This window comes from Leucobacter chromiireducens subsp. chromiireducens (genome assembly GCF_016758255.1).
GTDB classification, from domain to species: Bacteria; Actinomycetota; Actinomycetes; order Actinomycetales; family Microbacteriaceae; genus Leucobacter; species Leucobacter chromiireducens.
Window position 1 is genome coordinate 11,776 of the sequence record NZ_QYAD01000001.1, and the last position, 24,072, is coordinate 35,847.

Consider the following 24,072-nt stretch of genomic DNA (forward strand, 5'->3'; position numbering starts at 1 on the left):
GGTTACTTCACCACGTTCGCGGCGCGCTCGACGAGCGCGTCCGGCAGCGTCACGCCGAGGCGCTTCGCCGCGTCGGGGTTGATGGTCAGCTCAAGATCCTTCGACGTCTCGACCGGCATCGTCGCGGGGTCAGCGCCGTCCTTCAGGATGCGGATCGCCATTTCGCCGGTCTGCTTGCCGAGCTTCGTGTAGTCGATACCCACGGTTGCCGCGGCGCCGCCCTCGACGTGGGTCGAATCGGAGCCAACCACGAGAATGCCCTTGTCCTCGGCAACGCCCACGATCGCACCGATGCCGGAGGCGACCAGGTTGTCACTCGGCGTGTAGATCGCATCGACGTCGCCCAGCGACTCGGTGGCCTGCATCAGCTCGGAAGCGTTCGTGACGGTGGCCTCGACGACCTCGATCCCGTGCTTCTTCGCAGCCTCGCGCGCCAGCTCGACCTGCACCTGCGAGTTGACCTCGCCAGAACCGTAGACCATGCCGATCTTCTTCGTGTCGGGCTTAATCTCGGTGATGAGGTCGATCTGGTCAGCGACGGGGCTGAGGTCGCTCGTCCCGGTGACGTTGCCGCCCGGCTTTTCGTTCGACTCGACGAGATCTGCCGCGACCGCGTCGGTCACCGCGGTGAAGAGCACGGGGATATCGGTGAGGTTCTGTGCAGCGGCCTGCGCGGAGGGCGTTGCGATGGCGAGAGCGAGGTCCACGCCGTCGCTCGCGAAGGTCTGGGCGATCGTGGTGGCCGTGGCGACCTCAGCGTTCGCGTTCTTCACGTCGAACGTGACCGTCTCGCCCTCAACGTAGCCCGCATCGATGAATGCCTGCTTGAAGCCCTCGGCCGCGGCGTCGAGCGCGGGGTGCTGCACGAACTGGCTGATGCCGATGGTGACCGAGTCGGCATCCCCGCCGCCCTGGTCGCCCGAGCCGGAGGTGCAGCCGCTCAGTACGAGCGCAGCCGCGGCTGCGAGTCCGGCGACACCGAGCGCCCGGGTCTGAAAGCGTGTGCGTGCCATGGGTGTTCCTCACTCCAGTGTGATGATCCTCGAGGCGATCCCGCGCCGAGGGGTTGCTGCTCGACGCCGTAGTGACATCGATGTCCGTTGCTCGATCGTAGTGAGCTTCCGTTTGTGAGTAAACCTGACACCTAAACGGTAGACAGATATGACAATTCGGACAGCTCAATCGAGATATTGCTAGTCAAGTTGCTCGGTTTTCCGCATCTCGTTCAGCGTGCCCCCGAGCGGGCAGTTTTCGCGGGGCGTGCGCACAGCTGCGTGCGCGCGCCCCGCGAGCGGACCGCTACTTCGCAGCCGAGCCGATGCCCTCAGCGCGCACCGCGGCGATCACCAGGTCATTTTCCGCCGGGTCGCCGATCGAGATCCGCACGCCCTCACCCGCAAATGCGCGGGCCGAGATGCCGTGGCGCTCAAGCCCCTCAGCCGCAGCCATCGTGTCCTCACCGAGCGGCAGCCAGACAAAGTTCGCCTGCGACGGCACCACGGTGACCCCGGCTTCGCGGAGCGCGGCCGTGAGGCGATCCCGCTCGAGCACCATCTCGTCGATGCGCACCTGCAGCTCGCCCTCCGCTTCGAGCGAGGCGACAGCCGCCTCCTGCGCAAGGCGGGTCACCGCGAACGGAATCGCTACCTTGCGCAGCGCCTCAGCGACGGCGTCGGGAGCGATCGCGTAGCCGACCCGCAGGCCGGCGAGGCCATACGCCTTCGAGAAGGTGTGGAGTACTGCGACATTGTCGTAGCGGCGGAAGAAGTCGATGCCGCTCGGCGAATCCGCGGCAACGTCAAAGTGGACGTACGCCTCGTCAACCACCACGAGCACGTCGCTCGGCACGCGGGCCATGAACGCCTCGAGCTCGGCCTCCGTGACCACGGTGCCCGTCGGGTTGTTCGGGTTGCACACGAAGATGAGCCGGGTGCGGTCGGTGATCGCATCGGCCATTGCGGAGAGATCATGGCGTGCGTCGGCGTCGAGCGGCACCTCGACGGGCACGGCTCCGGCGACGCGCACGAGGATCGGGTAGGCCTCGAACGAGCGCCACGCGAACATCACCTCGTCGCCAGGGCCGGCGAGCGCGTGGATGAGCTGCGCGGCGACCTCGACCGAGCCAGAGCCCAGCGCCAGGTTGTCGGCAGCGACCCCGAAGCGCGTGGCGAGTGCAGCGGTGAGCGGCTCTGCGGCGATGCTCGGGTATCGGCTAATCGATTCGGGAAGCGCCTCCGCCAGACGACGCACCACAGAGGGCAGCGGGGCGTACGGGTTCTCGTTCGACGAGAGCTTCACACTCCGCCCATCGGGCCCCACGGGCGCGGGCTTTCCCGCGCGGTACGCCGCGACCTTCTCCAGGCCCGGACGGAACTGCGTCACCTTCGACATGCTCACTCCTTCGATTGCATCGCGGGCTGCGCGCGGCAACCCTCCTGACCGAGCCACTCTAGGGAGCCCGAGGTGGGCAGGTCAAACGGTACAAGTTTTCCTCGACAATATGCTCAGTTCGTATAGCCTGATCACGGAAAGTCGGTACAGAATGCCGCATCAAGGAGGATCATGAGCATCGACCAGCTGGACGTCCGTCTAATCACGCTGATCAGCGAGAATGCGGGCATTTCTGTTGTCGAGTGCGCTCGGCGGCTTGGTGTCGCCCGCGCCACCGCGCAGGGTCGGCTCGATCGGCTCCGCCGCACGGGGGTGATCGCGTCCGAGGCGCCGCACATCGACCCCGCGGCGCTCGGCTACCCGCTCCGCACCTTCTGCACGATCCAAATCCACCAGTCGGTCGGCCACCAGCGCGTGGCCGAGGGGCTCGCGAAGATCCCGGAGCTGCTCGAGCTGCACACCATCACGGGCGACTACGACATGATGGCGACCATCGTGTCGCGCTCAACGCACGATCTGCAGCGCGTGCTCGACCTGATGTCGCACACCGAGGGCGTGGCGCGCGCCTCCACGCGGCTGGCACTCGAGAGCCACTTCAAGAACCGCACGCTGCCGCTCGTGCGTAGCACGGCGCCAGACGTCGCGTAGCGCGCCCAGAGCGGTGTCTCGCGGGCCGAGCTCGAGGCGGCAGGCTTAGGCGGCCTGGCCGAACTCTCCCGTGGCGACAATGATGGCGCGCGCGAGCACGGCGTCGCGCATGGTGAATCCCATCACCGCGGGCGTGGCCTGCGGGTCGACCTCGATGCGCTCGACATCGAGTGCGTGCACGACAAACCAGTAGTGGTGCACGCCCGTGTGCTCGGGTGGCGCCGCGCCCGTGAAGGCGGGTTCGCGCATCTCGTTGGGCATCGTCAGCGCACCCTCGGGCAGCAGCTCGCTTCCCGGGGCACCCGCGCCGGCCGCGAGCTCCGTCACGGAGAGCGGGATGTTCGCGACCGACCAGTGCCAGAAGCCGGAGCCGGTGGGCGCATCGGGGTCGAAGCACGTCATCGCAAAGCTCTTCGTCCCCTCGGGGAACCCCGACCAGCTGAGCTGCGGCGAGCGGTTCGACCCACCTGCATACGCGGCGTAGAGCTCTGCGGGCAGCGGCTCGCCATCCTGGATGTCTGTGCTGGTCAGCGTGAAACTCGGGACCTGGCGCATCCCTGCGTACGGGTTGAGCGCGCCGCGCCCCTGCTGTGCATGCGTCATGTTCATGCCCCTCGTGTGTGGCGCCGCGCGCGACCCCGGGGCAGGATCCGCTTCCGGCGCGAGTGTCGTTGCGCTCAGCATACGGGCCCGCCGCCCCAGAAGGCCAGGAGCCGCGCCCGCTATACTTGGGGCAGGATCGGCGTGCCTTCGCCGAAGAATTCCGGGGGTGACCATGGCAGTGACGACAGGTTCCGAGCGCGCACGCGCGACCCTCGCCTACCTGCGCCGAAAGATCACGACCGGCGAGTGGCCCGTGGGCAGCCGGATCCCGATCGAGCCCGAACTCGCCGAGCAGACTGGCGTTGGCCGCTCTACCGTGCGTGAGGCTGTGCGCTCGCTGGCGAGCATCGGCATGATCGAGACGCTCCCGGGGCGCGGCACCTTCGTGCGTTCGGCAGCGCCGACGAGCACGCTGCTGAACGAGTTCCTTACCGACTTCACGCTCGAGGAGATCCTCAGCTACCGCCGTGCGCTTGAGATCGAGGCGGCCCAGCAGGCCGCGATCCACCGCACGGAAGACGATGTTGCGGCGCTTGAGCAAGCCGCGGCCGAGGAAGTGGGCTGCACCCGCTGCCCCGTGCTCGGCTTCGCCGACGGCGGCGATTCAGCCTTCGACAGCAAGTTCCATCGCCTCGTGTTTGACTCGGCAAAGAACCGGCTGCTCGCGGCGCTCTACGCCGGCATCAACGACCGCCTCCGCACGCCTGAGCACCGCGGTCGCCTGGCCAACGTTGCGACGGGCGCCGAGATGGAGCGGGATCACGCCCGTGTGCTCGACGCGATTCGTCGCCGCGACTTCATCGACGCGGTCCACGCGATGGTGGATCACGTCGACCACGACGTCGTCATCGTGAACGATCAGCACGAGGTGGTGCCGCCGCTCACGCGCACCCCCGAGCAGCAGCAGCGCATCGACAGCGCGCGCGAGGCCGCAGAAGAGAAGGCGCAGGTCTAGCCCACCCACCGTGGGGTGCGCCGCACCAGCAGAACGAGCCGTCCGGCATTCCGGGCGGCTCGTTCTGCGTTAGCGGGGGTCGCGCTCGCGCGCGATGTAGGCGTCAAGTGCGTCGCGCACAAAGGTGGCGCCCGCGATCCCGCCGTAGTTCGCGGCGAAGCGCTCATCCGCGACGTACATCGCGCCGAGGCCGCGCACATAGCCCGCGAGGTCGCCGCCTGGCGTCGCCGCGGGGGTGCCCGGCACGCTGCGCAGCCAGGCAACGTGGCGTGCCGCGAGCTCCTGCCCGACCGCTCCGCCCGGCTCTTCGCCGGCCTCGACCGCAGCGATCCACGCTGCGTTCAGCGCGGCAACGCGCTGCATCCACTCGCCTTGCCCTGCCTTCCCGAGGCCGTTCCACCAGCGCTCGCTCCCTTCGGCAGCGGGCTCGCCCCAGCGGGCGGCCACTTCGTCACGGTGCTGCGCGTGGTCGAATCCGGCAAACATATCTTCAGACATCAGGTCTCCTTCGGTGTGTGGTGTGGTGACGGGCGTGCGGGTGAGCGCCGCGACCGTGCGCTCGACAGCCCCGATCTGCGCGTCAATGCGATCCCGCTCGGAGCGCAACAGCTCCAGGTGGGCGCCGAGAATCCGCGCCTCGGCAGCCGCCGGCGACTCGCCGCGAGCGGTACGGTGCGCCGCCTGCGCGTCCTGCGCCGCGAGCACCTCCGCGATGGCGTCGAGCCCCAGCCCGAGGCCGCGTAGCAGCAGTACGCGCTGCAGCCGCACGAGCGCACGGTCGTCGTAGAAGCGGTAGCGGTTGGCGCCGATCCTGCTCGGCGGGAGCAGCCCGATCCGGTCGTAGTGCCGCAGCGTGCGCGAGGTCGTGCCCGCGGCGCGCGCCACCTCCTGAATCGAGCGTTCCATGCTCTGCCCTTCCTCGCAGTGTCAGTCCCGGCGCCACTGCGGCGCCGTCACACTCACCGTAGGAGTTGACGTTACGTCAAGGTCAAGCACGGCGCACGCAGCCTGACCGCGGCGCAGGCGCGTACCATGGTCGGGTGACCGCCAAGATCCTGCTCTACTACGCCTTCGCTCCTATTTCGGACCCGGAGGCAGTTCGCCTGTGGCAGCGCGAGCTGTGCGAATCGCTCGGCCTGCGCGGGCGCATCATCATCTCGAAGCACGGCATCAACGGCACGGTGGGCGGCGAACTCGACGCGTGCAAGCAGTACGCGCGCCGCACGCGCGAGTACGGCCCGTTCGCCGGCCTCGAAATGAAGTGGAGCGAGGGCACCGGGTTCGAGCCGAGCACGCCGGAGCTGCTGCACGGGGTCGACCGCAGTGCGCCTTGGAAGCGCTCGCTCGATTTCCCGAAGCTGAGCGTCAAGGTGCGCGACGAGCTCGTGGCGTTCGGGATCCCGGACGAGACCGTTGTCGACGAGAACGGGGTCGTTGGCGGCGGCACCCACCTCTCCCCCGCAGCAGTGAACGAACTCGTGGCCGAGCGCGGCGACGATGTCGTGTTCTTCGACGGACGCAACGCGTGGGAGGCCGAGATTGGCCGCTTCCGCGACGCGGTGGTGCCCGATACCCGCACCACGCACGACTTCATCACGCAGATCGAGAGCGGCGCGTTCGACGAGCTGAAGGGGCGCCCCGTCGTCACCTACTGCACGGGTGGTATCCGCTGCGAGATCCTGTCGGCGGCGATGATTGAGCGCGGGTTCTCCGAGGTGTACCAAATCGATGGCGGCATCGTCCGCTATGGCGAGGCGTTCGGCAACGATGGCCTGTGGGAGGGCTCGCTCGCGGTGTTTGATGGTCGCGAGGCGATGGACTTCGCGCCGGGTGCTGCACAGCTCGGCCGCTGCACGGTGTGCGGCGAGCACACGACCAACATTCCGAACTGCGCCGACGAGGAGTGCCGCGCGCGCTTCGTCGCGTGCGCGTCGCACGAGGCGCCGCTCTGCCCGGCCCACGAGGTGGCCCCGGCCTAGCCGCCAGCCCCACCCCACCCACTCCGCACCCCACCTCCCCGCCTCACGGATCGGGGTCAGTTCGGCAGGGTGTCGCGGTCGGCGTGTGCGCGACACCCTGCCGAAGTGACCCCGATTCACGGGGGGGGGTGGGGTGCGCGCTCAGGAAGATCGTTGTGCCGAGAGGAGTTTTCGAGAATGAGCTCGGGCTGCCCGACAAGCTGTCGCGCTACGGGGTGAGCATGCGCGCGAGCGCCGCCTCCGCTGCGGCGAGCGCCTCAGGCTCCGTGAAGTGGCCGGCCGCGCAGAGGGTGCCCAGGCCGTGCACGAGGCCCCACACCGCACGGATCTCCGCGGCGGACGCGAGCCCCGCCACCGCTGACGTCTCCGCGAGCACAGCCTCCAGGTGGTCAATCAGCGGCGCCATCGTCTCAGTCGGCTGCCCGGGTACGCACACCTGCGGATCGTAAACGACCGCGAAGGCGTGCGGGCGCTCCACCGCGAATCGAATGTACGCGGCCCCGCCCGCCCGAAGTCGCGCGTCCGTTGCCGACTCGGCGGAGATTGCCTGCTCTACCGCGCGCGTGAGCTCGACCATGCCGCGCTCGGCGAGTGCCTTCAGCAGCCCCAAGCGATCCCGAAAGTGGTGGTAGGGCGCATTGTGGCTCACATCAGCCGCGCGCGCGACCTCGCGGAGGCTGATCTCAGCGGCCGGCATGCGCTCGAGCAGCTGCATCGCTGCGTCCTCAAGCACCTCGGCCAGGTTGCCGTGGTGGTACGTCCCGCGTGAACTTGACATGCGCAACATTGTCTCCTATCTTGGCGTTGTCCACATTGGTTGACACTGTCAAGATAGGATTCCGCATGCCCCCTGCGCTCGTCATCGACGGCCACCCGAACCCCGACTCCCTCACCGCGGCTCTGGCACAGCGCTACGCCACAGGTCACGGCAACGCTCGGGTGCTGGCGCTTCGCGAGCTGAACTACGATCCCAATCTGCGGCTCGGGTACCGAGGCCGGATCCCCGTCGAGGCCGAACTGCAGGAGGCACGCGACGCTCTGCACGGCGCCTCGCGCATCGTGATCGTCTCTCCCATGTGGTGGGGCGGTGTGCCCGCGCTGCTCAAGGGGTTCTTCGACCGGGCACTCCTGCCGGGCGAGGAGTACCGCATGTCCAAGCTCGGGCTGCCCATCGGCATGCTGCGTGGCCGCCCCGGGCGGTTCCTGATGCTCGCCGACACCCCCGCGTTCGCGCTGCCCTTCACCGGAAATGCCGCCGCGGGGCAGGTCGCGCGGCACACCATGCGGTTTGTTGGGGTGCGCCCGTTCCGCGTGCACCGCCTCCTCGGCGTGGGCACGGCGAGCGAGCGGAGGATCGCGCAGTGGCTCGATCGGGCTGAGCGCATGGGCGCACGCGATGGGCGCACGGACCGCCGCGGAGAGGGGGCGGGGCGGCGGGACGCCCTGAGCGATCACATGCCCCCGGACTCAGCGGCGTCGCCTATTCTGCACGTGTGAGCACTGAACACGAACGCCGAGCGGAGCACGCACCAGACGCTGCGCCCGCCCCGCGCTGGCTGCCGCCCGAGCCGTGGCCGCCCGCGGGTGCGGCCGGCGACCGCGGCGCGGCAGGTGCCGAGCAGCCCGGCACCGTCATCGACGTTCCCGGCTACCAGGCCACGGCCTACCAGTACGCACCCCCGGTTGAGGATCAGTCGGCGGCAACCCTGACGCTCATTGACCGGGCCGTCGACCGCGTGCTCGCGATCCAGCGGCCGCTCGTGCTCGCGCATCTGCGCCGGCTCGGCGTCAAGAACCCCGGGATGACCCCCGCGATGCTCACCCGCGCGCTCGAGCGCCGCTACGTCGCCGCGGTGACAGCGGGCGGCGGCGGTGTTGGTGCGGCAGCCGCGATCCCCGGCGTGGGCACGCTCGCCGCACTCGGCATCGCGAGCGCGGAGACCGTTGGCTTCCTCGAGGCGACCGCGCTCTACGCGCACTCCCTTGCGGAGCTGCACGGCGTCACGCTGCGGGATCCCGATCGGGCCCGCGCACTCGTGCTCACGCTGCTGCTCGGCGACGAGGGCATCACCCTGCTGCGTCAGATCTCGCAGCAAGCGGGCGGCGGGGCCTCGCGCTCCTCGTTCTGGGGCGAGCTCGTCTCATCCTCGCTCCCCCGTCAGCTCGTGGGCCCGCTCGCTGGGCAGCTGAAAGACATGTTCATCCGCAAGGCGGCGAAGACGGGCGGCGCCTCGGTTGTGAGCAAGGCGATCCCCTTCGGGGTGGGCGCCGTGCTCGGCGGCTCTGGCAACTACGTGATGGCGCGCCGCGTGGTGGCGCGCTCGCGCACGGCGTTCGGCCCGGCCCCGCACGCGCTGCCGCTCGAACTCGCCGAGCTGCGTGCCGCGACCGCCGCGAAACCGTCGCTGCGCCAGCGTGGTGCGGAGCGCTCGGCCGAGCGTCGCGTGCGCCGGGCATTGAAGAAGGGCGGCTCGGAGGCCGCGGAGTAGCGCGCCACGAGATCGCGGGGAAGCTCAGTCCAACCAGACCGGCTGATCCGCGCCCCACGCACGCCCACCCCAGGGCCCCGGCTCCGGCTGCCACGCCGGCTGGTACGGCGGCCCGGCGAGCAACAGCTCTCCCCACGCTGTCGGCGCGGACGGCCGATTCGGCCCGCTCGACGCCACGGGCTGGACGTCAGTGACGGAACCTGGTTCGGAACCACGGAGGGAACTTGGATCGACAGGCGCACGCCCCGCATGCAGCAGCGCGAGCGCAATCCCTTCAAGCACCGTCTCCACCCGGCCGCCCGTCCCCCGCGCGAGCAGACCGAGCACGCCCGAGGCGATGAGCGCCCCCGCGGAATGATCCAGCGCCTGCGCCGGGAGCTTGCCCGGGGTCCCGGAACCATCAGACTCGACGAGCGCGATTCCGCTCGCGGCCTGCACCAGGCTGTCAAAGCCGCGCCGAGACCCCCACGTACCGCCCGGCTCCCAGGCCGCCACGCTCGCAATCACCGCACCCGGGTACTCGGCAACAAGCTGATCAGGATCAAGACCCGCGTGCGCGAGTGCCCCCGGGCGGGCACCGCACACCAAAACATCAGCCGTGCTCGCGAGCTCACGCAACGTGCGGGCATCGGCCCGCGCGCGCAGGTCGAGCAGCGTCGAACGCTTCCCACGCCCGGTGTCGAGCCACTGCCAAAAGGGCTCGGCCCGACCCGGCGCGTCGACGCGCAGCACGTCGGCACCGAGGCTCGCGAGCGCCCGGGTACCCGTTGGCCCGGCGATCACCCGCGTCAGGTCGAGCACCCGCACACCCGCCAGAGGGAGAACGTCCGCCGGCTGCTGTGGCGCGGGCCAGCGCACGCCCGGCTGTTCGTTGGGCGTCACTCGGAATCCGGCCACCGAGCGCCCCGCCTCCAGAACGGTGCCGCGCTGATCCGCCGCCCGCTCGGCCGCCCAGGTGTCCGCCTCGCGCACCGCGACAGCAAGCCCACCGGCCGCGAACACCGCTCGCTCAAGCTCGTGCGCCGAACGCTCGCGGATCGCTTCGCCCGCCCGCGCAGCCGCGTTCGGCCCCTCAGCATTGATCCCGAGGACTCCTGCGAGCGCTGCCGCGTGCCACGGGTAATTCGCGTGCGTGCGCACCCAGCCGTCGCCCGCGGCAAAGAACCCGCTGAGCGGAGCCCAGGCCGGAAACGGCTTCCCGTCGAGCCTGCCCAGCTGATCACTCCGAAACGAGTCCGCGATGCGCTGCGGGTCCAAGCGAATGGCGGCTCCGGGTGTGGCCGCACTGGATGTGGCCGCGCTGGGCCTGCCCAGCCGGGCGGCACGGGCAGAGTCCATCGCCGCCGCGAGCACGGCTACCGCGTCGGCAGCAAGCTCCCCGACCGGCAGCCGGGCATGCAGTGGGACGGCCACGGATGGCGCACCCGATTCGGGCTCGGGGCGCTCGCCCCCGATCCCGATCTGGGAAAGCCACCCCGCACGGAACCGCCCCACTGGCGTCGCCGAACTACCAGATGCTCACGCGCTCGGCGGGATCAAGCCAGAGCGCATCGCCGGGCTGCGTGCCGTATGCCTCGTGGAAGGCGGCGAGGTTCCGCAGAATCTGGTTGCAGCGGAACTCGTTGGGCGAGTGCGGGTCGATCGTCAGGAGGCGCACGGTCTCCTCGGGGCGCGACTTCTGCTGCCAGGCCTGGGCCCATGAGAGGAAGAAGCGCTCCGCGCCGCTCAGCCCGTCGATCACGGGCGGCTCAGCACCCTCGAGTGAGCGGAGGTACGCCTTCCACGCGATCTCCAGCCCCGAGAGGTCGCCAATGTTCTCACCAATGGTCAGCTCACCGTTGACCTTCTGGCCGTCAGCGCCCTCGGGCGACAGCTCGTTGTACTGTCCGATCAGTGCGCCCGTGAGCTGCTCGAACGCCGCGCGATCCTCCTCGGTCCACCAGTCGGTGAGGCGACCGTCGCCGTCGTAGCGCGATCCCTGGTCATCGAAGCCGTGGCCGATCTCGTGCCCGATCACGGCGCCAATCGCGCCGAAGTTGGCCGCAGCCTCCGCCTGCTTGTCGAAGAACGGGGGCTGCAGGATCGCCGCGGGGAACACAATCTCGTTGAATCCGGGGTTGTAGTACGCGTTGACCGTCTGCGGGGTCATGAACCACTCATCGCGGTCGATCGGCTTGCCCACCTTGCCGAGCTCGCGCACAAACTCCGCCTCGGACACGCGGCGCGAGTTGCCCACGAGATCGCCGGCGTCGACGACGAGCGCCGAGTAGTCACGCCACTTCACGGGGTAGCCGATCTTCGGCGTGAAGCTGTTGAGCTTGTCGATGGCGCGCGCACGCGTGTCCGCACCCATCCACGACAGGTTCTCGATCGAGTCGCGGTAGGCCTCGATGAGGTGCGCGACGAGGCTATCCATCTGGGCCTTCGCGTCTTCATCGAAGTGTCGCTCGACGTAGATGCGGCCCACGGCCTCACCCATCGCACCCTCCACGAAGGAGACGCCGCGCCGCCAGCGATCCCGCTGCTCGGGGGCGCCGGTGAGCGCGGTGCCGTAGAAATCGAAGTTGGCGCGCGAGATCTCCTGTGAGAGGAGGGCCGCGGAGGCCCGCACGATGTTCCAGACGCTCCAAGCCTTCCACGCCTCCAGCTCGCCCTCGACGAGCAGTGCGGCCATGCCGGCGAGCGCGTCGGGCTGAGCCGCCACGACCTCCGCAAATGCGGCCTCGGGGGCGCCCATCTCTGCGAGGTAGCGCGACCAGTCCAGCTGCGGGGTGATCTCCCCGAGCTCGGCGAAGGTGCGGAGGTTGTAGAGCTTCTGAATGTCGCGGCTCGCGACCTTGTCCCAGTGGGTCGCCGCGATGCGACGCTCGAGATCGTAGGCGAGCTCGGCAAGCCGCTCAGCATCCTCGACCCCTGCGAGGCCCAGCATGCGCGCGATGTGGGCGCGGTACTGCTCGCGAATCTCGGCGAACTGCTCCTCGCGGTAGTACGACTCGTCGGGCAGGCCGATCCCGCTCTGCATGACGAACACCACGTAGCGCGCCGGGTCGCCCGGATCGTTGTCCACGAACATGCCGAAGAAGCCGCCGAGCCCCTGGCGCTCGAAGCGGGCCTGCAGCGTGATCAACTCGTCAATCGAGGCGACAGCGAGCGTGCGCGCCAGGTCCTCCTGGATGGGCTGCGCGCCCAGTTCATCGGCGCGGTCGGTGTCCATGAAGCTCGCGTAGAGCGCGGCCACCTGGTCGCTCTCGCCCGAGGCGGGCGCACCGGGCGCGGGTGCTGGCGTGCCCGTAATGATGTCGCGAACGGCCTCCTCGGCGTTCTCCGCGAGCACGGCGAACGAACCGTAGCGCGCCTTGTCGGAGGGGATCTCGGTGCGGGCGATCCACTTGCCATTCACGTGACGGAAGAGGTCGTCCTGCGGGCGGATCGCAGGGTCGAGTTCAGCGAGGTCGATGCCGGAGACAGGCGCTACGTTGCTCATGCGCCCAGCCTAGCCGCGCCCCCAGTGCCACGTCCCTCGAAGATCGGATCGGGATCGCGGCTGTCAGCGAACACACGGCCGCCCGCGGCGGGTACCGTACTCTCATGCCCTCCGATTCCGCTGCGCCCGATCTCGCCCTGCCCGCTCGTACGGCTCGGCGCCAGATTGACCGCCGCATCGCGGGCCTCGCGATCCCGGCGCTCGGTGCGCTCGTTGCAGAGCCGCTCTTCCTACTCGTGGACTCCGCGCTCGTAGGGCACCTCGGCATGTCCGCGCTGGCGGGACTCGCGGTGGCGAGCGCAATCCTGCAGACCGCGGTGGGGCTCATGGTGTTCCTCGCGTACTCGACCACGCCGCTCGTCGCGCGGCGGCGCGGGGCGGGCGATCTCCGAGGCGCGGTGCAGGCGGGCATCGACGGGCTCTGGCTCGCGCTCGCGATCGGCGCCATCGTGGGAACGCTCATGTGGCTGATCAGTGGGCAGCTCGTCGGGCTGTTCGGCGTCGACGCGGAGACCGCCGAGCAAGCCCGCATCTTCCTCTCGGTGTCGTGTCTCGGCATCCCCGCGATGCTCGTGGTCTTCGCGGCGAGCGGGCTGCTGCGCGGGCTGCAGGACACGCGCACACCGCTCGCGGTCGCGACCATCGGCTTCGCCGTGAATGCGCTGCTGAACTGGTGGTTTATCTACGGGCTCGGGTGGGGCATTGCCGGCAGCGCCTGGGGCACGGTGCTCGCGCAGTGGGGCATGGTGCTCGTGTACCTCGCGGTCATCGTGCGGCACGCGGTGCGCGCCGGCGCCGGTTTCCTGCCGCGACGCGATGGGCTCGGTCACGCCGGCCGCACCGGCGGGTGGCTGTTCATCCGCACGCTCGGCCTCCGCGCCGCGCTCCTCGCCACAGTGTTCGCCGCAACGAGTCACGGCACAGCGGCGACCGCTGGCTACCAGATCGTCTTCACGATCTTCTCAACCGCGGCGTTTGCCCTCGACGCACTCGCCATCGCCGCGCAGGCGCTGGTCGGCGACGCGCTCGGTGCGCGGGATGCGGCGCGCGCACGGCTCATCACCCGCCGTACGGTGTTTTGGGGCGTGGCGAGCGGCGCCGCGATCGGGCTCGTGCTCGCGCTCTCGAGTCCGCTGCTCGGCCGCGTCTTCACGAGTGACGAGGCCGTGCTCGGCATCCTGCCGCCCGCCCTCTTCGTGCTGGGCATCTCGCTCCCCCTCGGGGGTCTCGTCTTTGTTCTCGACGGCATTCTGATGGGTGCCGGCGATGCCCGCTATCTCGCCTGGACGAGCCTCGTGAACCTCGCGGTGTACCTGCCGATCCTGTGGGCCCTCACGCGCGCGGTGCCGAGCGGCACCCCCGCGCTCGTGGCGCTCACGGCCGGGTTTACGGTCGTCTTCATGCTGGCCCGCGCAGTCACGCTCGGGATCCGTGCACGCAGCGATTCGTGGGTGCGCCTCGGGGTCTAGCTGCCCCGCATACCCAGTGCCCTCTCCCGAATACCCAGTGTCTTCTCCCGGACACATCGGGGCCCTAGAATCTTCTGATGACCTCACCGAACGCCGCGCTTCGCGCCCGCGCAGCCCACCGCTGGACGGTTGGTGTCCTCGTCGTGTTTGCCCTGCTCGGAATGGGGTTCGGCAGCTGGCTGAGCCGGCTCCCGGCCGTGCGAGACCATCTGGGGGCATCCACGCTCGAAATGAGCGTGTTCGGGCTGACGCTCGCACTCGGATCCCTCACCGGGTTGATCTTCTCCGGGCGCACCGTCACCTGGCTCGGGCCCCAGCGCACACTCGCGGTCGGGATCGTCGGCCAGGCGATCGCCATGCCCGCGGCCGCCGCGCTGTTCTGGGTCGGCGCGCCGGTGCCGGCCGCGGCCTGCCTCGCGCTCTTCGGCATCATGTTTGCCACCTCCGACGTCGCGATGAACGTGAGTGGCGCCGCGGCCGAACGTGAACTCGGCAAGCCCCGCATGCCCCTCTTCCACGCCGCGTACAGCCTCGGCAGCGTGAGCTCGATGGGTTTAGGCGCACTCGCGGAGTCGCTGCGAATCCCGGTGCCCGTGCATCTCACGACACTCTTCGCGCTGCTCGTGCTCGGGGTGCTGCTCGCGCTGCGCGTCGTGCCGAACACCGCGCAGGCCTCCGACGTGGAGCCCCACGCGAGCGTGCACACCGGCCCGATCCCCACGGTCACGGCCGCCGATCAGGCCGCTGCCGCAGCCGCGCAGGCCGCACGCGCCGCACAGAAGCGGCCGTACAGCCCGTGGCGTGACCCCCGGATCCTGATCATTGGTGGCATTGCAATGAGCATGAGCCTCGCAGAGGGCACCGCGAGCGATTGGTTGCCGCTCGCGCTCACTGACGGACGCGGCTTCGCGAACGAGACGGCGGCGCTCACGCTCGGCGCGTTCTTCGTGTCGATGACGCTCACGCGCGTTGCCGGTTCCTGGTTGCTCGGCCGATTCGGGCGCGTGCTGGTGCTGCGCGGCGGCGCGCTCTTCGTGATCGTGGGCGTTATCGTCACGATCCTCGTGCCTGCGAGCTGGGCCAGCGTGGTGGGCGCCGTGCTCTGGGGCATCGGCTGCGCCTTCGGCTTCCCTGTGGGGATCTCTGCTGCGGCCGACAACCCCCGCACGGCGGTGCGCGACGTGGCCGCGGTCTCGGCGATCGCCTACACCGCGTATCTGCTCGGCCCGATGCTGATCGGCTTCCTCGGCGAGCACTTCGGGCTGTTGCAGGCGTTCTGGCCGCTCGTCGCGTTCGCCGTGTTTGCGCTCGTGTTCGCCGGCACCGCGCGCGAACCGGAGCCCGCCGCGAAGCCTGCGCCTGGCGCAGCCCCCGGCGCCCCCGCGTAGCGCGTTCCGCGGGCGAAACGTCGACGGGATCGGGACGCACGTCAGACAAAGGCCGCACCGGGTAAACTACGGCGGGTGCGAATCGTTGTTGCTGACTGCTCTGTCGACTATGCCGGCCGCCTCTCGGCCCACCTCCCCCGGGCGAAGCGTGTCCTCATGCTGAAAAACGATGGCAGCATCCTCGTTCATTCAGATGGCGGCTCCTACAAGCCCCTGAACTGGATGAGCCCGCCGTGCTCGCTCGAAACCCTCGAGCTCGAGGACGACCACCGCGAGACGGGAATCGTCGAGCAGTGGCAGGTCACGCACAAGAAGACCGCTGACAAGCTCATCGTCTCGCTGTTCGAGATCATTCACGACTCGGCGTACGACCTCGGGGTTGATCCCGGTCTTATCAAGGACGGCGTGGAGGCCCACCTGCAGGAGCTCTTGGCCGAGCAAATCGAGCTCGCTGGCGAGGGCCACACGCTCGTTCGTCGCGAGTACATGACCGCCATCGGCCCGGTCGACATCCTCGCGAAGGATGCCGAAGGCGGCTCCGTGGCGATTGAGATCAAGCGCCGTGGTGGCATTGACGGCGTCGAGCAGCTGACCCGCTACCTTGAGCTCATGAACCGCGACCCGAAGCTCGCCCCGGTGCAGGGCATCTTCGCCGCGCAGGAGATCAAGCCGCAGGCGCGCACGCTCGCCGAGGACCGCGGCATTCGCTGCCTGCTGCTCGACTACGACGCGATGCGCGGCATGGAAGACAAGAACACCCTCTTCTAGGCGAACCCCCACTTTTCCCCGGGAAACAGGACACTCCCCACGGAGAAGTCAGCGATCTCGGTGGGGAACCTGACGGTTCCTTCACGAAACGTGATCTCTCCGTGGGGAGTGGTGGGGTGAGGGGTGTGTGCGGCGAGGGCCGCGTGCGGGGCTAGTGATCCCGCATCTCGTCCTTCGCCTCGTTGCGCGCCTTCACTGCGTCGCGCTCAGCCTCGGCCTTTTTCACCTCGGCCTCGGCCTGAAACTCGTCGATCTTGTCCTTGGCCTTGTCAATGCCGTCTTCGACGACCTTGCCGACCTTCTGGGCCGCCGCCTCAGCGTTGGCCTTTGCGTCATCAAGGAATCCCATGGTGTGCCCCCATTCGTTGCCGGTTGGTGGAGCTCCAGTCTTGCGAGCCGAACTGAAAAAAACTGCAACATCCGCTGAACGCGCGTGGAGGTCGCCCGTGTATTTTGACGCGGGGGCCCGCGCGCAGGGGCCGTGCGATCCCGCCCAGATTCGTCGCGTAAAATCGACCCAATGACCGATACACCGACTGGCCCGGCGCTGCCCGGCGGCTCCGTTGATCCGGCCGAACTCGAGATCGCGCTCCGCGTGCTCGCCCAGGCACACACGCTCGACCCGGACCACCCCGACCACGCGGCACTGCGCCAGGCGACCTCGTCGATGTTCAAGGCGCAGAAGCGCGAGCGCCGCCGCACCAAGCGCGAGACCGTGGCCGCGGCAGATCGCGCCGTAATCGCCGCAACCGCGACCGGTGCCTCCGACCGCATTGACGACGAGACGCGCGGCCTGCCGCTCTCCTCGAGCACCACCGCGGCCTCGGCAGGCGAGCTCATCAAGCCCCGCAACTGCTACATCTGCAAGCAGCCGTACACGCGGGTCGACGCTTTTTACCACCAGCTGTGCCCGGAGTGCGCTTCGTTCAGCCACGGCAAGCGCGATGCCCGCACCGATCTCACCGGAAAGCGCGCCCTCCTCACGGGCGGCCGCGCAAAGATCGGCATGCACATCGCACTGCGCCTCCTCCGCGACGGCGCGCACACGACGATCACCACGCGCTTCCCGAAGGATGCCGCGCGGCGCTTCGCATCCCTGCCCGACTCCGCAGAGTGGATCGACCGACTCCACATCGTGGGAATTGACCTCCGGGATCCCTCGCAGGTGATCGCGCTCGCCGATTCGGTTGCCGCCCGCGGCCCGCTCGACATCCTCATCAACAACGCCGCGCAGACCGTGCGCCGCTCGCCGGGATCATACTCGCTGCTCGCCGACGCGGAAGCGCAGCCCCTGCCCGCGGGCGCCCTGCCGGAGATGGAGGTGTTCGGGCACCCGACCGAGCTGCACCCGAAGGCGATCCAGTCGACCGTAGACGCTGCCGGCGCGCTGTCGATCAACACGGCACTCCCCTCCGCCCTCACAGGCACGATCGCGGCGGGCCTCGCCCAGCACCGCTCCGCGAGCGAGCTGACCGAGCTCGCGATGGCCCCGGGGTCGTCGTCGCTCGAGAAGCACGCAGACGGGACCGCGATCGACGCCGGGGGCCTCGTGCCCGACGTGACGCGCGTGAACAGCTGGGTGCAGAACGTGCAGGACGTCGATCCGCTCGAGATGCTTGAGGTGCAGCTGTGCAACGCAACCGCACCGTTTATCCTGATCAGTCGCCTCCGCGCCGCGATGGCGTCGTCGCCCGCGCGCCGCACCTACGTAGTGAATGTGTCGGCGATGGAGGGACAGTTCTCGCGCCGCTACAAGGGCCCCGGCCACCCGCACACGAACATGGCGAAGGCCGCGCTCAACATGCTCACGCGCACGAGCGCAGGCGAGATGCTCGAGACCGATGGCATCCTCATGACCGCGGTCGACACGGGCTGGATCACCGACGAGCGCCCGCACTTCACCAAGGTGCGGCTCGCCGAGGAGGGTTTCCACGCCCCGCTCGATCTCGTGGATGGGGCGGCGCGTGTGTACGACCCCATCGTGCGCGGCGAGGCAGGCGAGGACCTCTTCGGGTGCTTCTTGAAGGACTACGAGCCAAGCCCCTGGTAACGGGCCAGCTCGCGACTGCGGGAGCTCGTGCGCTAGTGCGCGCGCGGATCCGGCAGCTGTGCGAGGCCGGCAAGAATGAGGTCGAGGCCGCGACCGAACGACGCGTCGAGATCAAGACCGGCCTCGGTGCCGGGCACTGACCGCTCGGCATCGCTCAGCTCTTCATTCCCCAGCTCGGGATCCGCGAGATCAGGATCCACGAGCGCGCCGAGCGCGGCCGCCTGGCGGTGTGTCTGCGTGGACTGTGCGTGGCCGAAGGTGAAGAGCAGCAGCGTACGCGCCCCGTCGCCGCCCACGAGACCCGCGAGCCGCTCCTCGACGCGCGAGCGGCCGAGTCGAAACGCGGCGGCCGTTGCGACCACGTCGGCGCCGTCGCGGACGGCAAGCATGGCGGCGCGCAGTTCCACGCAGAGCTGACGCGCGGCCGCGGCTGCGGCTTCGGGCGTCGTGGCTCCGGCGCGCGCCTGTGCGACACCGACCCCACGCACGATCTCGTCGGCCATGAGCGCGAGCAGGCTCTGCTTGTTCGGCACGTGGTGGTACAGCGCGCTCGGCTGCACCTCGAGCTCCGCCGCGACCCGACGCATGGAGCAGTTTTCGAGGCCCTGCGCGTCGAGCACCCGCAGCGCCGCGGCGACGACGTCGGCGAGTGAGTTGCGCATTTGCTCAGCCTAACGCTAACCTGAACACCATTCACCAGAACAGTGTTCAGGTGGGCCGCACGCGGGCCGCCGGAAGCAGAAGGAAACGCATGACCACCACGCCCCCGGAATCCTCACGCGCAGCCGCAAACGCCGGCGCGCGACGCCGCAATCCCGCGACCGACCTCGCGCTCATCGCAACGTTCGCCGCGCTCATCGCCGCGTGCGCGCTGCTCCCCGCGATCAACATCGGCGGCGCCGTGCCGATCACCCTGCAGACCTTCGGTGTGATGCTCTCGGGCGCCGTGCTCGGTGCGCGCCGCGGGTTCCTTGCGACCCTGCTGTACCTCGCGGTCGGCGCCATCGGCCTGCCGGTATACGCGGGCGGCTCAGCAGGGCTCGCCCCGTTCGCAGGCCCCACGGTGGGCTACCTCGTGGCGTTCCCGTTCGCGGCGTTCGCCACCGGCTTCTTCGTTGAGCGACTGCCCCGCCGTCGCATCGCCGCGAGCATCCCGCTCATCGTGCTCTCCGGTCTCGCGGCGAGCTTCATCTTCATCCACCCGCTCGGCATCCTTGGGATGGCCTGGCGCGCGGATCTTACGCTCGGCCAGGCGTTCCTTGCCGACCTGCCGTTCTGGCCCGGCGACCTCGTGAAGAACATCCTCATGGGCATCGTCGCCACCGCCGTGCACCGCGCATTCCCCACGCTGCTTCCCCAGCGCGCGCGGCGCGCACGGTCCACCGCCGTGACCGCGGCCCCTATTGAGCCCGCGGCGGATCCAGCGACGGCAGCCGAGCGCAGCGCGTAGGATCGCCGGGTGATCGAGTTTCAAGCAGCAGCCGTCGTCGTCCCCACCCCCGAGGGCGAAACGACGGTGCTGCACCCCACTTCGCTGACGCTCACCGAGCCGCGCGTCTCGATCATCGGCGCGAACGGCTCGGGCAAGTCCACCCTCGCGCGGCTCATCAACGGCCTCGTGGAGCCGAGCGCGGGCGCGGTGCGCCTCACCGTCGCAGACAGCGAACCACTCGACACCCGCGCGAACGGCGCAGCGGTGCGCCGCGCCGTCGGCTTCGTCTTCACGGACCCGGCCGCGCAGCTCATCATGCCCACCGTGATTGAAGACGTTGCGCTGTCGCTGCGGCGCAGGATTCGCGCCAAGGCAGAGCGGCGCGAGGCCGCCCTGGCTGTGCTCGACCGCTTCGGCCTGACCGCCCTCGCCGACCGCAGCGTGCACACGCTTTCGGGCGGGCAGAAGCAATTGCTCGCCATCGCCGCGGTACTTGCCACCGAGCCCGCAATCGTTGTCGCCGATGAGCCCACCACGCTGCTCGACCTGCGCAACGCGACTCGGATCGGTGACCTCCTCGTGGGCCTGCCGCAGCAGCTCGTCGTGGTGACCCACGATCTTGAGCTCGCGGCGCGTGCCGATCGCACCCTCGTCGTGGCGGACGGACGTGTGGTCTTCGACGGCGCCCCCGCGAGCGCCATCGCGCACTACCGCGCGCTGGCGGCAACCTCGCCCGCGGAGCCCACCGCGTGAGCACCGTCAACCCGCTCGGCGCATACAAGCCCGGCACGGGCCCGCTTCATCGGCTCCGCCCGGGCGCGAAGCTGCTCGGCCTGTTCGTCTTCGCCACGCTCGTCGTCGTGCTTCAGGGCGCGCCGAGCACCGCGATCCTGCTGGGCGCCGCGGTGCTCCTTGCTGTGCTCGCCGGGCTGCGCGGTCGCGACTTCTGGCGGGTGGCGCGTGGCTTCGCACTCATCGCGATCCCACTCTTTGCATTCCAGGCCTGGCAGCAGGGTTGGGAGCGCGGCATCGAAGTGGTCGGCGATCTCTTCGCGATGATTCTTGCGGCGAGCGCGGTGACTGCGAGCACGGCAATCGACGACATGCTCGACACCCTGACCTGGGCGCTGCAGCCCCTGCGCCCCCTCGGCGTGCACCCGGAACGCGTGGCCTTCGCCTTCTCGCTCGTGATCCGCGCAATTCCGAGCATCATCGAGCTTGCGGGCGAGACCCGGGCCGCCGCCCGCGCGCGCGGCCTCGAGCGGAGCCCCCGAGCGCGGCTCGTGCCGTTCGTGCTGCGCTCGGTCGCGCACGCGCAGCTCACGGGCGATGCGCTCATCGCGCGTGGGATCGGCGACGACGATTCGGACCCCCGCAGCGCGTAGGCTAGTTCGCATGGCTGAGGCGGAAATCCCTGAGGACGTGCACGCGGACTACGTGAACGAGGAGGCGCGGGCTGCCCTGCAGTCGCTGCAGGCGACACCCGACTATGTACACCTCGCCGCCTTCTTGAACGCGCTCCGCGAGGGCTACCTCGTGGTGGATGTCTCGGGCACGCAGACGAAGAAGCGCGGGCCGCGCCTGCGCACCATCCGCTCAACCACGGGCCAGCTCGTGCTGCCGCTCTTCACGTCGATGGAGGAGCTGCGCGCGGTTGTGCCGGCGAGCCGGCGGGAGGAGCTGCAGGGCGCGGTGATTCCGGCCCGCGAGGCACTCGCCCTGATCTCGTCGGACCGCTTCGCTGCGGCCGAGTTCGATAAGGCTTCGGCCGCGCTCGTGATGCTGCGCAAGTATGTGTCGCTCGCCGCGGGCGAGGAGCCCATCACCGCGGAGTCGCTGGAGGCGATGCGGTAGTCTCCGCGCGGATCCCGCGCCCCGTACGAACACACACGGCGGCCCGCTCCGAGAGGGAGCGGGCCGCCGTGTGTCGTGCTGCGGAGCTTAGACCGACTTGACCGTGAACGCGCGGATCACCTGGACGATGCCCATGACGATCATCGAGATGCCGAGCAGCAGCCACAGGGTGACCGCGCCGAGCATGGGCGAGACCATGAGGGTGATGCCGGCGATCACGCTGATGACGCCGTAGATGATGGTCCAGATCTTGCTGTCGCTCTTGCTCGCGACGGTGAACGCCATGACGCCTTCAAAGAGCCAGAGAATGCCGACCGTGATCGAGAGGAACAGCGCGAGCACCACTGCGGCGCTACCGATGTTCAGCATCATGATGATGCCGCCGGCGATGTACAGCAGGCCGAGCAGGATGTGCCCCACGCGTGCCCAGCCGCCGAGCGTGCGGCTGAAGATCGACGAGCCGAGGTAGACGACGCCGACCACGAGGGCGTAGGCGGCCATGATGACCGCGAGCACCTGCATGGCGACCGCGCCCGACTTCGCCGGGTTGAAGATGATGAGCAGGCCGAGCACCAGTGCGATGAGACCGCCCACACCGAAGGCGGTGCGCACACCGTCGGTGAAGCGGGCCTCGAGCGTTGGCTCGGTCGGAGTGGTGGTGTCAGTCATTGGACGCTCCTCACGCTGGGGCCACCCATTCCAGGAAGTGGCTGTGATTCATCTGTACCGCATCTGAGTACCGAGCGCCAGGCCCCGCGCCGCGAAAGCCAGAGGCTGTGACACGGTGCGGGGCCGGAAACTCTCCGTGCAGCCGGGCTACGCGGCGTGGGTCTCGCGCTCCGCGGCGACCCCGAGCACCGGGATCAGGCCGGTGCGGCTCGTGGGGTGCGCCCGCCACAGGATCGCGTAGCTCACGGCCGCCGCAACGGCGGTGAGGATCGGCCCCCAGGTGGCCCCCACACCGGCGAGCGCGGGATCCAGGCCACCCAGTTGCAGCATCCCGAGGCCGATCAGCGTCGCGATCGTCCAAGACACGAGCCCGTTCGTGTTGAACGCGCGGTAGTGCTGGTCTGCGATTGCCGAGTGCTCCTGGTGCTTTCCGCGGGCGAGCAGCACATGCGTGAGCGCGATCGCCACCCACGCGGTGACGAGCACGCCCTGCCACGCAAGCGCAACGAGGATGTACTGCACCACGGGGAGCAGCATGAGCAGGTAGATGATCGTCGAGGAGATGAGCACCCACACGATGTTGGGCACCGAGATGCGGAACACCTTCTCGCCGAAGGCGCGGAGGTTCGCGGCGCCGAGGTAGTAGTTCGCCGTGTTGATGCGCGTCTGCGTGGCGATCACCACGAGCAGCCCGAAGCCACCCATCATGCTCACGACGCCGCCCACGATTCCGGTTTCAGACGCCTCGACGCCCGGGATCGTGACCGCGAGCGTAATCCCGACCACAGCGGAGAAGCCGAATGCCACGAGGTAGAACGGCATGCCAAAGGTGAAGGCCTGGTGGAACTTGGTGTCGCGGCGCTTGCCGAGCGCTGCGTAATCCATCGTGTACATCATGAGGATCCACACGCCCATGTACCCGGAGAAGGTCGCAAGCCATCCCGGGCCGCCCGCGGCGAGCGGCAGGTCGACCGACATGGGGGCCTCGGCCCCACCGCCGAAGCCGTACTGCACCCCGGCCCAGATCACCGCGGCGATGAGGCCGAAGAAATAGATCGGCAGCAGGATGCCATTGATCTTGTCGAGGAAGCGGCGCACGCCGCCAATGATGAGCGGCGTGGTCGCGGCAACCACAATGAGGCTCCACAGCCACATCTCACCGCCGAAGGCCGTCATGAGCGCGTACGCGACGAGCGAGCCCTCGAAGACGGCGTAGTAGATCGCGATCAACGCGAAGATGACCATCGCGATCGCGGATCCCGCGTTGCCGAGAATGGTGCGCGAGAACGCGGCGACCGTGGTGCGGTTGTTCAGCGCATAGCGCGAGAGCACCGCGTTGATGAGTCCGTAGACGACTATGGAGAGCGCGACGCCGATGAGCGCGTCGACAACGCCGTACGCCATTGCCATCGCGGCGCCGATGTAGACGAAGAAGAAGGCGCTCGCGACGCCGTACCAGGCCATGGCGAGCGAGCCGCGCGACATCTGGTCAGCGTCGTCACCTTCGCGGGCGAGCGCATCGGTCGCCTCCACGTCGGTGTTGGATCCGGTGAGATTGAGCATGAGGGTGTCCTCCAGGTGGGGTGCCGGCCGCGGGCGCAGGGCAGCTGCCTTGGCGCGTCAGCCACGCAGCGGCGCTGCTGCGCGCGGGCACGGCTCAGGAACGCCGGGTGTGTACCGCGGCGAGAGCGGCTCCGCGCGGCCCGCGCGACGCTGCGCGGGAGAAGCGGGAGCCGGAGAGTAGAGCATCGCAGGCGGCGAGCCTGCGAGGAGTCAATCCGGTGGAGCGGGTACTGCGTCTTACGGTGGTGCGGTGCACATGGGTGGTGCGGGAGGCGCGGATCGGGTCGACCCGCTGCGGGCCCGAGGCGGGGTGCGCCTCAGGCCCGCGGA

Annotated in this window: 24 protein-coding genes; 13 read left to right on the forward strand and 11 right to left on the reverse strand. The window is 69.3% G+C overall.

All coding sequences use genetic code 11. From position 1 onward, the window contains the following. Positions 1-2: 2 nt before the first annotated feature. Positions 3-1,013: an ABC transporter substrate-binding protein gene (locus tag D3226_RS00055; RefSeq protein WP_202380415.1), complete on the reverse strand. Its 1,011-nt coding sequence runs from the start codon at positions 1,011-1,013 to the stop codon at positions 3-5. A 286-nt stretch (positions 1,014-1,299) separates the two neighbouring features. Beyond that, the gene (gene hisC, locus D3226_RS00060) at positions 1,300-2,391 is read right to left on the reverse strand and encodes a histidinol-phosphate transaminase (RefSeq protein ID WP_202380416.1); all 1,092 of its coding nucleotides are present in this window, start codon (positions 2,389-2,391) and stop codon (positions 1,300-1,302) included. 171 nt (positions 2,392-2,562) lie between these two features. Here hisC and D3226_RS00065 point away from each other — a divergent pair, with 171 nt between their 5' ends. Next, positions 2,563-3,039, forward strand: a complete 477-nt coding sequence (locus tag D3226_RS00065; RefSeq protein WP_202380417.1) for an Lrp/AsnC family transcriptional regulator — start codon at positions 2,563-2,565, stop codon at positions 3,037-3,039. Positions 3,040-3,084: 45 nt separating this feature from the next. On the opposite strand, the gene D3226_RS00070 is transcribed toward D3226_RS00065, so the two are convergent. Next, on the reverse strand, positions 3,085-3,642 hold the full coding sequence (locus D3226_RS00070; RefSeq protein WP_202380418.1) for a YbhB/YbcL family Raf kinase inhibitor-like protein: 558 nt from the start codon (positions 3,640-3,642) through the stop codon (positions 3,085-3,087). 172 nt (positions 3,643-3,814) lie between these two features. Between D3226_RS00070 and D3226_RS00075 the strand changes: the two genes are divergently transcribed. After that, on the forward strand, positions 3,815-4,597 hold the full coding sequence (locus D3226_RS00075) for a FadR/GntR family transcriptional regulator (protein ID WP_202381455.1): 783 nt from the start codon (positions 3,815-3,817) through the stop codon (positions 4,595-4,597). Between the two features lie 69 nt (positions 4,598-4,666). Here D3226_RS00075 and D3226_RS00080 read toward each other — a convergent pair whose 3' ends face one another. Further along, positions 4,667-5,503 carry a MerR family transcriptional regulator gene (locus D3226_RS00080; protein WP_202380419.1) on the reverse strand — a complete coding sequence of 279 codons (837 nt, stop codon included), beginning with the start codon at positions 5,501-5,503 and terminating at the stop codon, positions 4,667-4,669. 134 nt (positions 5,504-5,637) lie between these two features. On the opposite strand from D3226_RS00080, the gene D3226_RS00085 reads away from it, so the two are divergent. Beyond that, positions 5,638-6,576, forward strand: a complete 939-nt coding sequence (locus tag D3226_RS00085; protein WP_337248849.1) for a tRNA uridine(34) hydroxylase — start codon at positions 5,638-5,640, stop codon at positions 6,574-6,576. A gap of 208 nt (positions 6,577-6,784) precedes the next feature. Here the strand turns inward: D3226_RS00085 and D3226_RS00090 are convergent, their stop codons facing one another. Next, the gene (locus tag D3226_RS00090; protein WP_202380420.1) at positions 6,785-7,354 is read right to left on the reverse strand and encodes a TetR/AcrR family transcriptional regulator; all 570 of its coding nucleotides are present in this window, start codon (positions 7,352-7,354) and stop codon (positions 6,785-6,787) included. Between the two features lie 65 nt (positions 7,355-7,419). On the opposite strand from D3226_RS00090, the gene D3226_RS00095 reads away from it, so the two are divergent. Both D3226_RS00095 and D3226_RS00100 read left to right on the forward strand, forming a co-directional pair. Continuing rightward, positions 7,420-8,073: an NAD(P)H-dependent oxidoreductase gene (locus tag D3226_RS00095; protein ID WP_202380421.1), complete on the forward strand. Its 654-nt coding sequence runs from the start codon at positions 7,420-7,422 to the stop codon at positions 8,071-8,073. Next, complete coding sequence (locus D3226_RS00100) at positions 8,070-9,065, forward strand: hypothetical protein (protein ID WP_202380422.1); 996 nt, start codon at positions 8,070-8,072, stop codon at positions 9,063-9,065. Before D3226_RS00095 ends, D3226_RS00100 begins: the two co-directional genes overlap by 4 nt. Before the next feature lie 24 nt (positions 9,066-9,089). Here the strand turns inward: D3226_RS00100 and D3226_RS00105 are convergent, their stop codons facing one another. Together D3226_RS00105 and D3226_RS00110 are read right to left on the reverse strand one after the other, a co-directional pair. Beyond that, a complete protein-coding gene (locus D3226_RS00105) occupies positions 9,090-10,478 on the reverse strand; it encodes a CoA transferase (RefSeq protein ID WP_202380423.1) in 1,389 nt (462 codons plus the stop codon). A gap of 94 nt (positions 10,479-10,572) precedes the next feature. After that, positions 10,573-12,549, reverse strand: a complete 1,977-nt coding sequence (locus D3226_RS00110; RefSeq protein WP_202380424.1) for a M13 family metallopeptidase — start codon at positions 12,547-12,549, stop codon at positions 10,573-10,575. Between the two features lie 104 nt (positions 12,550-12,653). On the opposite strand from D3226_RS00110, the gene D3226_RS00115 reads away from it, so the two are divergent. From D3226_RS00115 to nucS, 3 genes are all read left to right on the forward strand, one after another. Then, on the forward strand, positions 12,654-14,018 hold the full coding sequence (locus D3226_RS00115; protein ID WP_202380425.1) for an MATE family efflux transporter: 1,365 nt from the start codon (positions 12,654-12,656) through the stop codon (positions 14,016-14,018). A gap of 77 nt (positions 14,019-14,095) precedes the next feature. Continuing rightward, on the forward strand, positions 14,096-15,406 hold the full coding sequence (locus D3226_RS00120) for an MFS transporter (RefSeq protein ID WP_202380426.1): 1,311 nt from the start codon (positions 14,096-14,098) through the stop codon (positions 15,404-15,406). A gap of 75 nt (positions 15,407-15,481) precedes the next feature. Continuing rightward, a complete protein-coding gene (nucS, locus tag D3226_RS00125; protein ID WP_202380427.1) occupies positions 15,482-16,174 on the forward strand; it encodes an endonuclease NucS in 693 nt (230 codons plus the stop codon). 151 nt (positions 16,175-16,325) lie between these two features. Here nucS and D3226_RS00130 read toward each other — a convergent pair whose 3' ends face one another. Next, positions 16,326-16,523: a hypothetical protein gene (locus tag D3226_RS00130; protein ID WP_202380428.1), complete on the reverse strand. Its 198-nt coding sequence runs from the start codon at positions 16,521-16,523 to the stop codon at positions 16,326-16,328. A gap of 171 nt (positions 16,524-16,694) precedes the next feature. Between D3226_RS00130 and D3226_RS00135 the strand changes: the two genes are divergently transcribed. After that, positions 16,695-18,224, forward strand: a complete 1,530-nt coding sequence (locus D3226_RS00135) for an SDR family NAD(P)-dependent oxidoreductase (RefSeq protein WP_202380429.1) — start codon at positions 16,695-16,697, stop codon at positions 18,222-18,224. 32 nt (positions 18,225-18,256) lie between these two features. On the opposite strand, the gene D3226_RS00140 is transcribed toward D3226_RS00135, so the two are convergent. Next, positions 18,257-18,886 (reverse strand): TetR/AcrR family transcriptional regulator, encoded by a 630-nt coding sequence (locus D3226_RS00140; protein WP_202380430.1) that lies wholly within the window; start codon positions 18,884-18,886, stop codon positions 18,257-18,259. 89 nt (positions 18,887-18,975) lie between these two features. Between D3226_RS00140 and D3226_RS00145 the strand changes: the two genes are divergently transcribed. From D3226_RS00145 to D3226_RS00160, 4 genes are read left to right on the forward strand one after another with little or no spacing between them, the layout of a single operon-like run. Continuing rightward, a complete protein-coding gene (locus tag D3226_RS00145) occupies positions 18,976-19,674 on the forward strand; it encodes a biotin transporter BioY (RefSeq protein ID WP_202380431.1) in 699 nt (232 codons plus the stop codon). Between the two features lie 9 nt (positions 19,675-19,683). Further along, complete coding sequence (locus tag D3226_RS00150) at positions 19,684-20,409, forward strand: ATP-binding cassette domain-containing protein (protein WP_202380432.1); 726 nt, start codon at positions 19,684-19,686, stop codon at positions 20,407-20,409. Further along, entirely contained in the window at positions 20,406-21,041 is a 636-nt protein-coding gene (locus D3226_RS00155; protein WP_202380433.1) for a CbiQ family ECF transporter T component, read from the forward strand. Before D3226_RS00150 ends, D3226_RS00155 begins: the two co-directional genes overlap by 4 nt. A gap of 10 nt (positions 21,042-21,051) precedes the next feature. Then, positions 21,052-21,510 carry an SseB family protein gene (locus D3226_RS00160; RefSeq protein ID WP_202380434.1) on the forward strand — a complete coding sequence of 153 codons (459 nt, stop codon included), beginning with the start codon at positions 21,052-21,054 and terminating at the stop codon, positions 21,508-21,510. A gap of 87 nt (positions 21,511-21,597) precedes the next feature. On the opposite strand, the gene D3226_RS00165 is transcribed toward D3226_RS00160, so the two are convergent. Both D3226_RS00165 and D3226_RS00170 read right to left on the reverse strand, forming a co-directional pair. Next, on the reverse strand, positions 21,598-22,179 hold the full coding sequence (locus D3226_RS00165; protein ID WP_202380435.1) for an HdeD family acid-resistance protein: 582 nt from the start codon (positions 22,177-22,179) through the stop codon (positions 21,598-21,600). 147 nt (positions 22,180-22,326) lie between these two features. Next, a complete protein-coding gene (locus D3226_RS00170) occupies positions 22,327-23,742 on the reverse strand; it encodes a purine-cytosine permease family protein (RefSeq protein WP_202380436.1) in 1,416 nt (471 codons plus the stop codon). Between the last annotated feature and the right edge of the window lie 330 nt (positions 23,743-24,072).

Excerpts from the sequence above, each read along its gene's own strand:
- D3226_RS00110 (WP_202380424.1), bottom strand. The coding sequence starts at position 12,549 with ATGAGCAACGTAGCGCCTGTCTCCGGCATCGACCTCGCTGAACTCGAC.
- D3226_RS00160 (WP_202380434.1), top strand. The coding sequence starts at position 21,052 with ATGGCTGAGGCGGAAATCCCTGAGGACGTGCACGCGGACTACGTGAAC.
- D3226_RS00115 (WP_202380425.1), top strand. The coding sequence starts at position 12,654 with ATGCCCTCCGATTCCGCTGCGCCCGATCTCGCCCTGCCCGCTCGTACG.
- D3226_RS00135 (WP_202380429.1), top strand. The coding sequence starts at position 16,695 with ATGACCGATACACCGACTGGCCCGGCGCTGCCCGGCGGCTCCGTTGAT.
- D3226_RS00075 (WP_202381455.1), top strand. The coding sequence starts at position 3,815 with ATGGCAGTGACGACAGGTTCCGAGCGCGCACGCGCGACCCTCGCCTAC.
- D3226_RS00140 (WP_202380430.1), bottom strand. The coding sequence starts at position 18,886 with ATGCGCAACTCACTCGCCGACGTCGTCGCCGCGGCGCTGCGGGTGCTC.
- D3226_RS00165 (WP_202380435.1), bottom strand. The coding sequence starts at position 22,179 with ATGACTGACACCACCACTCCGACCGAGCCAACGCTCGAGGCCCGCTTC.
- D3226_RS00145 (WP_202380431.1), top strand. The coding sequence starts at position 18,976 with ATGACCACCACGCCCCCGGAATCCTCACGCGCAGCCGCAAACGCCGGC.
- D3226_RS00055 (WP_202380415.1), bottom strand. The coding sequence starts at position 1,013 with ATGGCACGCACACGCTTTCAGACCCGGGCGCTCGGTGTCGCCGGACTC.
- D3226_RS00095 (WP_202380421.1), top strand. The coding sequence starts at position 7,420 with ATGCCCCCTGCGCTCGTCATCGACGGCCACCCGAACCCCGACTCCCTC.
- D3226_RS00070 (WP_202380418.1), bottom strand. The coding sequence starts at position 3,642 with ATGACGCATGCACAGCAGGGGCGCGGCGCGCTCAACCCGTACGCAGGG.
- hisC (WP_202380416.1), bottom strand. The coding sequence starts at position 2,391 with ATGTCGAAGGTGACGCAGTTCCGTCCGGGCCTGGAGAAGGTCGCGGCG.
- D3226_RS00130 (WP_202380428.1), bottom strand. The coding sequence starts at position 16,523 with ATGGGATTCCTTGATGACGCAAAGGCCAACGCTGAGGCGGCGGCCCAG.
- D3226_RS00080 (WP_202380419.1), bottom strand. The coding sequence starts at position 5,503 with ATGGAACGCTCGATTCAGGAGGTGGCGCGCGCCGCGGGCACGACCTCG.
- D3226_RS00170 (WP_202380436.1), bottom strand. The coding sequence starts at position 23,742 with ATGCTCAATCTCACCGGATCCAACACCGACGTGGAGGCGACCGATGCG.
- D3226_RS00065 (WP_202380417.1), top strand. The coding sequence starts at position 2,563 with ATGAGCATCGACCAGCTGGACGTCCGTCTAATCACGCTGATCAGCGAG.
- D3226_RS00120 (WP_202380426.1), top strand. The coding sequence starts at position 14,096 with ATGACCTCACCGAACGCCGCGCTTCGCGCCCGCGCAGCCCACCGCTGG.
- D3226_RS00090 (WP_202380420.1), bottom strand. The coding sequence starts at position 7,354 with ATGTCAAGTTCACGCGGGACGTACCACCACGGCAACCTGGCCGAGGTG.